Raw genomic sequence first — 8,575 nt, 5'->3', positions numbered from 1 at the left:
GAACGTGCCTTTTACGCTGATGGTATGCGGTACGGGCGTTCGGTCCGCGCGCGCCCGGTGGGGCCGGGAGGGGCCCCGGCGCCCGCGCCGGGCGGGATGCCCGCGGAACCCGGCACGGATTTCACGGACCGCCTGCAGGGCAGGGGCGTCCAAGCCCGGCTGGTCGCCGACGGCATCCACGTCACCACCGACGGGACGGCCGACCCGCCGGAGGCCGGACTCCGAGGGGCCCCGCCCGTCCTCCGGAAACCGACGGGCGGGGCCCCCTCACACGGGCCATGAGTCGGCCGGGTCGTCCAGCCACACCCGCCGCCCCTCCGGCGTGACCGTCGGCCCGAACCGCTCGTGCTCCGGCCTGCCCCGCTCCTCCCACCGGCGGTGGGCGGCCGCCACCTCGTCCCACAGGCGGCGGGGCCCGGACTGCCAGACGCGCGCCGCGTCCCCGTCGCGGAACATGGACCAGGACCGTTTTCGACGTCTCCCATGCGCACGGCGACGTTCAGGCTGGTGCCCGCCACCTGACAGGTCACGATGTCACCGCCGCCGTCGACGGCCTGCGGCAAGGGGGCCCATAGAGGCGAAACTTGCGGCGGCAGTGATGCCGACCGCTACGGTGAGAGCGTCTCGGCGGGTCATGTCAGTGAGGTTCGACAAGTCAGCCTTTCTTCCGCGTTGTCGTGCGCCGCTTGTGGTGGAGAACGGCGGAGGTGAGGGCGCAGGCGAACGCGAGCAGCAGCAGGACAGCGAGGGACGGGTTGATGTAGTCGGGAATGACGACGGAGTAATCACGGCCGTTCGACGCCTCGCACACGAGCCGCAGAGGGATGAAATCGCCTCTGCGGCCGACCAGGGTCGGTGTTCCCTCGGGGCGCTCTCGTTCACATTCCTCGGCCTGCTCCTGATCTTCGAGGAACAAGACGTGGAGGCACCCCCACAGATAGAGAGCGAGCGCCACGGCGACCGTCGCCAGAGACACATCCCGCCACGCGGCGGACGAGGTGTACCGCCGGCCGGACTGTCGGGTGAACCGTGAGCACAAGTACACGGTGAGCCCCAGCACGGTCACCGTACCGGTGATCAGAACGGAGAACAGCACCGCGAAGTTGTGCCCTTGCCAAGGGTTGGATGTCGTGATCACGCCTGTCAGGACTCGCGAATCAGTCGGTTGCACTTTTCGAAAATCGCATAGAGCGGCATCCGCAACTGCGCATCGGGCACGGCCTGGTCACCGAACTCCCGATAGCGTCGCAGGACCTCGAAGATCTCTGTGCCGGTGTAGTCGAGTGCGGGGCGGCGGGTCGGGTCTCCTCCACACCGCCCTGTTTGCCGTCGGCGGCCCAGATCTGGACGTGGGCCACACCCCCTCGCGGACACGGCGCACCGGGCTTCGCATACCGGACGTCGGGAAACTGCCGGGAGCGCGACGGATTCCCGGTGGCCGCGCGGAGGCGGGAGCGCGGAAACCGCGGGACCGGCCGGCTTCCGGCCGGTCCCGCGGCGCGGAAGCCGGGCACGGGTCAGTGGAGGGTGGCGAGCTTCTCCGGGCCGAAGGGCTGGAGTTCGCCGAAGCGGCCGTCCAGGACCTTCGCCGCCCACTCGGGGTCTCCCAGCAGGGAGCGTCCGACCGCCACCAGGTCGAACTCGTCCCGCTCCAGCCTGTCCAGCAGCTCGTCGATGTCCGCGACATCGCCCTTCTGCCCCTGGAAGGCGGCGGTGAACTCGTTGTCCAGGCCGACCGAGCCGACGGTGATGGTGGGTCTGCCGGAGAGCTTCTTCACCCAGCCCGCGAGGTTGAGATCGGAGTCCTCGAACTCGGGCAGCCAGTAGCGGCGCGTGGAGCAGTGGAAGACGTCGACTCCCGCCTCGGCCAGCGGGGTCAGGACGGCTTCGAGTTCCTGCGGCGTTCCGGCGATCCTGGCCTGGTAGTCGCCCGCCTTCCACTGGGACATCCGGAAGCTGATCGGGAAGTCCGGCGACACGGCCCGGCGGCAGGCGGCCACGAGTTCCGCGGCGAAGCGGACGCGGGAGGCGAGGTCGCCTCCGTAGGCGTCGGTGCGCCGGTTGGTGCGGGACCACAGGAACTGGTCGACGAGGTAGCCGTGGGCTCCGTGGATCTCGACGCCGTCGAAGCCGCGGGCCTCGGCCTCGGCCGCCCCGGCCGCGAACGCCCCGATCACGTCGTCGATGTCCGCCCGGGTCATCGCGTGGCCCCGTTCCGTCCCCTCCAGGGGGATTCCCGAGGGCCCCACTCTCGGGGCCTCCGGAACCGGCGGGGCACCGGCGGTGCGCATCATGCCCACGTGCCACAACTGCGGCATGATCCTCCCACCCGCGCGGTGGACCGCGTCCGCCACCTTGGCCCAGCCCGCGAGCGCGTCCTCGCCGTGGAAGCGGGGTACGCGGTCGCTGGTCCCCGCCGAGGCGTGGTCGACGTACGTGCCCTCGGTGATGATCAGCCCCACCTCGGCGGCGGCCCGCCGGGCGTAGTACTCCGCCACATCGGCTCCCGGTACGCCGCCGGGTGAGAACTCACGGGTCATCGGCGCCATCACGATCCGGTTGCGGAGGGTGAGGCCTCCCACGGAGAAGCGCCGGCCGAGCACGTTCCCGGCGCGTGTGGCTGAGCTGCTGGACATGGAGGAATCCCCCTTGGTCGACGGGCGGCCGCACCCGGTGCGGTGCGGCACGGTCCGTCCAACCACCGTCCCCAGCACGCCGATTCCCGGTGCGGGCCGCGACACTCCCTGCCCTCCGCGCCCGCCGAACGCAAGAACCCCACGGTCTCGACGAGACCGTGGGGAACGGGTTGGTGTCCGAGGGGGGACTTGAACCCCCACGCCCGATAAAGGGCACTAGCACCTCAAGCTAGCGCGTCTGCCATTCCGCCACCCGGACGAGGTGTTCCCGCGGCTCCCGGCCGCGGCGACGGGGAACACCATACCAAGTTTTCGGAGTGCCTCTCACCCGCATAAGCCGTGGTCCGGCGGGGTGCGGGGCCGGGCCGACGGCAGACCGGCGGCGGGCCGCCGACCGGGTCCGAGCCGGGGCCGGGCGCGCTCCCGGGCGCCCGCCGCACGTCGCCGGCACCGTCACCGGCCCCGGCACCGCACAATGGAACGGACCGGACCGCGGCACGGAGGCCGCGGCCGTACGGCACCGAGCGAGGCGGGACTGATCTTCCATGGGCCGAGTCACCCAGCGCCGCCGCGTCATCCGCGTCCGCGACGGCGCGGTCAGCGAGCGTCCCGACACCCTCGTGGCCGAGGAGCCGCTGGAGATCCGCCTGAACGGCAGGCCGCTGGCCGTCACGATGCGCACCCCCGGGGACGACTTCGCCCTGGCGGCGGGCTTCCTGGTCAGCGAGGGCGTCCTGGCCCATCCCGGGGAAGTGGCCAACATCGCCTACTGCGCCGGCGCCACCGAGCAGGAGGACGGCACCACGCGCAACACCTACAACGTCGTCGACGTCCGCCTCGCCCCCGGCGTCTCCGTCCCCGACGCCATCCTGAGCGGGCTGGAGCGGAACGTCTACACCAGCTCCTCCTGCGGCCTGTGCGGCAAGGCCAGCCTGGAGGCGGTCCGCACCACCGCCCGCTGGTCGCCGGCCGACTCCGACGGCGACCCGGTACGCATCGACCCGGCCGTCCTGGCCGCCCTCCCCGACCGGCTCCGCGCCGCCCAGCGGGTCTTCGACCGCACCGGCGGTCTGCACGCGGCCGGGCTGTTCACCCCGGACGGGGAGCTGCTGGACCTGCGCGAGGACGTCGGCCGCCACAACGCCGTCGACAAGCTGGTCGGACGCGCGCTGACCGACGGGCGCCTGCCCCTGTCCGGGGCCGTGCTGCTGGTCTCGGGGCGGGCGTCGTTCGAGTTGGCGCAGAAGGCGGTGATGGCGGGCGTCCCCGTGCTGGCCGCCGTCTCGGCGCCCTCCTCCCTCGCCGTCGACCTGGCCGCCGAGAGCGGGCTCACCCTGGTGGGCTTCCTGCGCGGCACGTCGATGAACGTCTACACCGGCGAGCACCGCGTCGCCCTGCCCGCGCGCGCCGGCCGGCCGCTCTGACCGCCCCCTCCCGCACCACGGCCCGCCGCGGGCGGCCGGGAAACGCCGGGTGCACGGAGATCCCGTGCAGATATCCGGGATGAACGGTGACGGCCCGGCACGGGTGTTCCGAAGTGCCCCCATTTACCCCGGCGGGCGGCATCACCGCCCTTCCCGGACACCGGGCCGATCGGATACGGTCGCCCCGCTGTGAGTCCCACGCCGCGGCGCACCAAGGAGCGGCAATTGCGCGAGTTCACCGTCCCGGCCCTGGTCACCGAACCCCCGGTGGGAGGGCTGGCCGACGCCGTCTTCGACCATGCCGAAGAGGACCCGCGCCATGTCGTGCTCGCCCGCAAGGACGCCGACGGCGTCTGGCGGGACGTGACCGCCGCCGAGTTCCGCGACCAGGTGCTGGCCCTGGCCAAGGGGCTGCTCGCCGAGGGCGTGCGGTTCGGCGACCGGGTCGCCATCATGTCCCGCACGCGCTACGAGTGGACCCTGTTCGACTTCGCCCTGTGGTCCATCGGCGCCCAGCCGGTGCCCGTCTACCCCACCTCCTCGGCCGAGCAGGTCTACTGGATGCTCCACGACGCCGAGGTGACGGCCGCCGTCGTGGAGCACGAGGACCACGCGATGACCGTCGGGTCGGTCATCGACCGGCTGCCGCGCCTGAGGCGGCTGTGGCAGCTCGACGCCGACGCCGAGGGGGCGCTGTCCGCCGCCGGGGCGCACATCCACGCCGACGTGGTGCACCGGCACCGGCTCGCGCTGACGCCCGACACCCCGGCGACCATCATCTACACCTCGGGCACCACCGGCCGCCCCAAGGGCTGCGTGCTCACCCACGGCAACTTCATGGCCGAGTGCGACAACATCGTCCGGCGCTACGGGACGGTGTTCACCTCCAAGGACGGCGGGCAGCCCGCCACCCTCCTCTTCCTGCCCCTCGCCCACGTCTTCGGGCGGATGATCGAGGTCGGCGCGATCCGCGCCCGCGTCAAGCTCGGCCACCAGCCCAACCTGACCGCCTCCGCTCTCCTGCCCGACCTGGAGGCCTTCCGCCCCACCTTCATCCTGGCCGTGCCCTACATCTTCGAGCGGATCTTCCACGCCGCGCGGCGCAAGGCCGAGACCGAGGGCAGGCTCGGCCCCTTCGACAAGGCCGTGGAGGTCGCGGTCCGCTACGCCGAGGCGGTGGAGCGCAAGGCGTTCGGCGCCGGCCCCGGTCCCGGCCCGGCCCTGCGCGTGCAGCACCAGTTCTTCGACAAGGTCGTCTACTCCAGGCTGCGCGCCGCCCTCGGCGGGCGCTGCCGCCACGCCATGTCCGGCGGCTCGGCCATGGAGCGGCGCCTGGGGCTGTTCTACGACGGCGCGGGCATCCGCGTCTTCGAGGGGTACGGGCTGACGGAGTCCACCGCGGCGGCCACCGCCAACCCGCCCGAGCGGCCCCGCTTCGGCACCGTCGGCCTCCCCATCCCGGGCACCACCGTGCACATCGCCGACGACGGCGAGGTCTGGCTGCGCGGCGGCCAGGTCTTCACCGGCTACCTGGGCGACCCCCAGGCCACCGACGAGGCCCTCCACGACGGCTGGCTGGCCACCGGCGACCTCGGCTCCCTGGACGAGGACGGCTACCTGACGATCACCGGGCGGAAGAAGGACATCCTGGTGACCTCCGGCGGCAAGAGCCTGTCCCCCACGGTCCTGGAGGACCGGGTGCGGGCGCACCCGCTGGTCGCCCAGTGCATCGTGGTCGGCAACGACCGGCCCTACGTCGCCGCCCTGGTCACCCTCGACCAGGACGCCGTGCACCACTGGCTGACCATGCGCAACAAGCCGTACCTGGGCCCGGCCGAACTGGTCCGCGACCCCGACCTGGAAGCGGAGATCAGGCGGTCGGTGGTGGCCGCCAACACCCGCGTCTCCCAGGCCGAGTCGATCCGCACCTTCCGGATACTGAGCTCGCAGTTCACCGAGGAGGAGGGCCTGCTGACCCCCTCCCTGAAGCTGAAGCGGAAGGCGATCGAGAAGGCGTACGCGGCCGAGATCGAGGCGCTCTACCAGGGCTGACCGGGGAAGCGCGGGCCGCAAGCCCGGGGCGCGGGCGCGGGGCGCGGGCGGGGGCGGCGCGCACGGCCGCGGGCGGGGAATCCCCGGCCGGTCATGATCGTTGGGCGGTGGGGTAGACGAGTCGCCAACCGACCGAAGGACCGATCGCTCGTGAGCAACGTTCCCAACATCATCCTCAACAACGGCGTCCGGATGCCGCAGCTCGGCCTCGGCGTGTGGCAGGTGCCGGACGAGGAGGCCACCACCGTCGTCGGGCACGCGTTCGCCTCGGGCTACCGCAGCGTCGACACCGCCTCCGCGTACCAGAACGAGAGGGGCACCGGCAAGGCGATCGCCGCCTCCGGGCTGCCCCGCGAGGAAATCTTCGTCACCACCAAGCTCTGGAACAACCGGCAGGGCTACGACTCCGCCCTGCGCTCCTTCGACGCCTCCCTGGAGCGGCTGGGCCTGGAGTACGTGGACCTCTACCTCATCCACTGGCCGGCGCCCGGGCAGGACAAGTACGTCGAGACCTGGAAGGCGTTCGAGAAGATCTACGCCGACGGCCGCGCCAAGGCCATCGGGGTCTCCAACTTCAAGCCCACCCACCTGCGGCGCCTGATGGAGGAGACCGAGATCGTCCCGGCGGTCAACCAGATCGAGCTGCACCCCTGGTTCCAGCAGGCCGAATCCCGCGCCTTCCACGCCGAACACGGCATCGCCACCGAGGCCTGGTCGCCGCTGGGCCAGGGCCGGGGCCTGTTGGACGAGCCGGTGATCGGCACGATCGCCCGCCGGCACGGCCGCACCCCCGCCCAGATCGTGCTGCGCTGGCACATCCAGCTCGGGAACGTGGTGATCCCCAAGTCCGTCACCCCCTCCCGCATCGAGGAGAACATCGGCGTCTTCGACTTCGTCCTCGACGAGGACGAGATGGCGCAACTGGCCTCCCTGGACCGCGGCACCCGGCTCGGCGCCGACCCCGACACCCTGGGCTGACGGCCGCCCGCCGGCCGTGCCGCCCGCGCCCGCGGGCGGCACGGCCCCGCGCCTCCAGCGGACACCACGGACCGGAAGCCGGAGTCCCCTGTGACGATCTTCCGGAGGCTGTGACTCTTCGGTGAAGGGGCCCGCCGCGCGGTTCCATCACGCCGCGCGGCGGACAATCCTCAGGTGCACGCACCGGCGGCGGTCCGCCGGGCCGGTGCGCATCCCCCCACACATCTGAGGAGTACACATGCGCCACAGCCGTGGTGTGATAGCCGGGTCAGCGCTCGCGGTCTCCGCCCTCGCGCTGACCGTCCTGCCCTCCCTCGCCGGAGCGGCCCCCCACTCCCCCGCCGACGAGTCCCCCGCCGACGCCCTCACCGTACGGGCCGAGCGCGCCGCCGAGGCGATACCCGCCGGGGCCCTGAAGGCCATGCAGCGCGACCTGGGCCTGTCCGCCGCCGAGGCCCGGGAGCGCGTCGCCGGCGAGTACCGCGCCGGACAGCTCGCCCCCGCCCTCCGCAAGGACCTCGCGGGCAGCTACGCCGGCGCCTGGCTCTCCGACGCCACCGACGCCACCGCCGAGCTGGTCGTCGCCACCACCGACCGCGCCGAGGCCGACGCCATCACCGCCGCCGGCGCCAAGGCCAGAGTCGTCGAGCACAGCATGGGCGACCTCGGCGCCGCCAAGACCGCCCTGGACCGGGCCGCCCGGCGCAGCGCCCCCGCCGCCGCGCCGCTGTGGTACGTCGACGTCCGCACCAACAGCGTCGTCGTCCACGCCTCCGACCCCGCCAAGGCCCGCTCCTTCGTCGAGGCCAGCGGCGTCGACGGCGACCTGGTGCGGGTGGTGAAGTCCGCCGAGAAGCCGCGCCCCTACGCCGACCTGCGCGGCGGCGAGGCGTACTACATCAACGAGACGAGCCGCTGCTCGATCGGCTTCTCCGTCACCGACGGCTCCCGGCAGGGCTTCGTCACCGCCGGCCACTGCGGCGCCCCCGGCGACGCCACCGCCGGCCACGACCGGACCGACCAGGGCACCTTCCAGGGCTCCAGCTTCCCCGGCAACGACTACGGCTGGGTCGCCACCAACAGCGACTGGACCGCCACCCCCTACGTCAAGGGCCCCAACGGCGACGTGACCGTCGCCGGTTCCGCCCAGGCCCCCGTCGGCTCCTCCGTCTGCCGCTCCGGCTCCACCACCGGCTGGCACTGCGGCACCATCGAGCAGCACGACGTCACCGTCCAGTACGGACAGGGCGACGTGGTCGGACTGACCCGGACCACCGTGTGCGCCGAGCCCGGCGACTCCGGCGGCCCCTACATCTCCGGCAACCAGGCCCAGGGCGTGACCTCCGGCGGCTCCGGCAACTGCACCGTCGGCGGCACCACCTTCTTCCAGCCGGTCAACCCGATCCTGGAGGCGTACGGCCTCAGCCTCGTCACGGGCTAGCCCCCGCGGCCCGGCCGTCCGCGGACCGGTTCCACGCAGGTCGC

6 protein-coding genes, 1 tRNA gene and 1 pseudogene are annotated in these 8,575 nt (G+C 72.7%); 4 read left to right on the top strand and 4 right to left on the bottom strand.

From position 1 onward, the window contains the following. Nucleotides 1-267: 267 nt before the first annotated feature. From VE546_RS19665 to VE546_RS19650, 4 genes and pseudogenes are all read right to left on the bottom strand, one after another. Nucleotides 268-468: pseudogene (locus VE546_RS19665) on the bottom strand (protein-L-isoaspartate(D-aspartate) O-methyltransferase); the annotation flags it as partial. Nucleotides 469-655: 187 nt separating this feature from the next. Further along, nucleotides 656-1,138, bottom strand: a complete 483-nt coding sequence (locus tag VE546_RS19660) for a hypothetical protein (RefSeq protein WP_324924133.1) — start codon at nt 1,136-1,138, stop codon at nt 656-658. A gap of 379 nt (nt 1,139-1,517) precedes the next feature. Beyond that, entirely contained in the window at nt 1,518-2,636 is a 1,119-nt protein-coding gene (locus VE546_RS19655) for an NADH:flavin oxidoreductase (RefSeq protein ID WP_324924132.1), read from the bottom strand. Between the two features lie 171 nt (nt 2,637-2,807). Then, a tRNA-Leu gene (locus VE546_RS19650) sits at nt 2,808-2,895 on the bottom strand. A 286-nt stretch (nt 2,896-3,181) separates the two neighbouring features. On the opposite strand from VE546_RS19650, the gene fdhD reads away from it, so the two are divergent. The 4 genes from fdhD (at nt 3,182) to VE546_RS19630 (ending at nt 8,531) form a co-directional block, all read left to right on the top strand. Continuing rightward, nucleotides 3,182-4,060, top strand: coding sequence for a formate dehydrogenase accessory sulfurtransferase FdhD (fdhD, locus tag VE546_RS19645; protein WP_324924130.1), 879 nt, complete (start codon nt 3,182-3,184; stop codon nt 4,058-4,060). Between the two features lie 225 nt (nt 4,061-4,285). Further along, complete coding sequence (locus VE546_RS19640; protein ID WP_324924137.1) at nt 4,286-6,112, top strand: AMP-dependent synthetase/ligase; 1,827 nt, start codon at nt 4,286-4,288, stop codon at nt 6,110-6,112. Between the two features lie 150 nt (nt 6,113-6,262). Then, nucleotides 6,263-7,090 carry an aldo/keto reductase gene (locus VE546_RS19635; RefSeq protein WP_324924128.1) on the top strand — a complete coding sequence of 276 codons (828 nt, stop codon included), beginning with the start codon at nt 6,263-6,265 and terminating at the stop codon, nt 7,088-7,090. Between the two features lie 238 nt (nt 7,091-7,328). Further along, nucleotides 7,329-8,531, top strand: a complete 1,203-nt coding sequence (locus VE546_RS19630) for a S1 family peptidase (RefSeq protein WP_324924126.1) — start codon at nt 7,329-7,331, stop codon at nt 8,529-8,531. The last annotated feature ends 44 nt before the right edge of the window (nt 8,532-8,575 follow it).

The sequence above is a fragment of the Streptomyces sp. genome, from assembly GCF_035644915.1.
Classification (GTDB): domain Bacteria; phylum Actinomycetota; class Actinomycetes; order Streptomycetales; family Streptomycetaceae; genus Streptomyces.
This window is presented reverse-complemented; position numbering and strand designations above follow the sequence as displayed.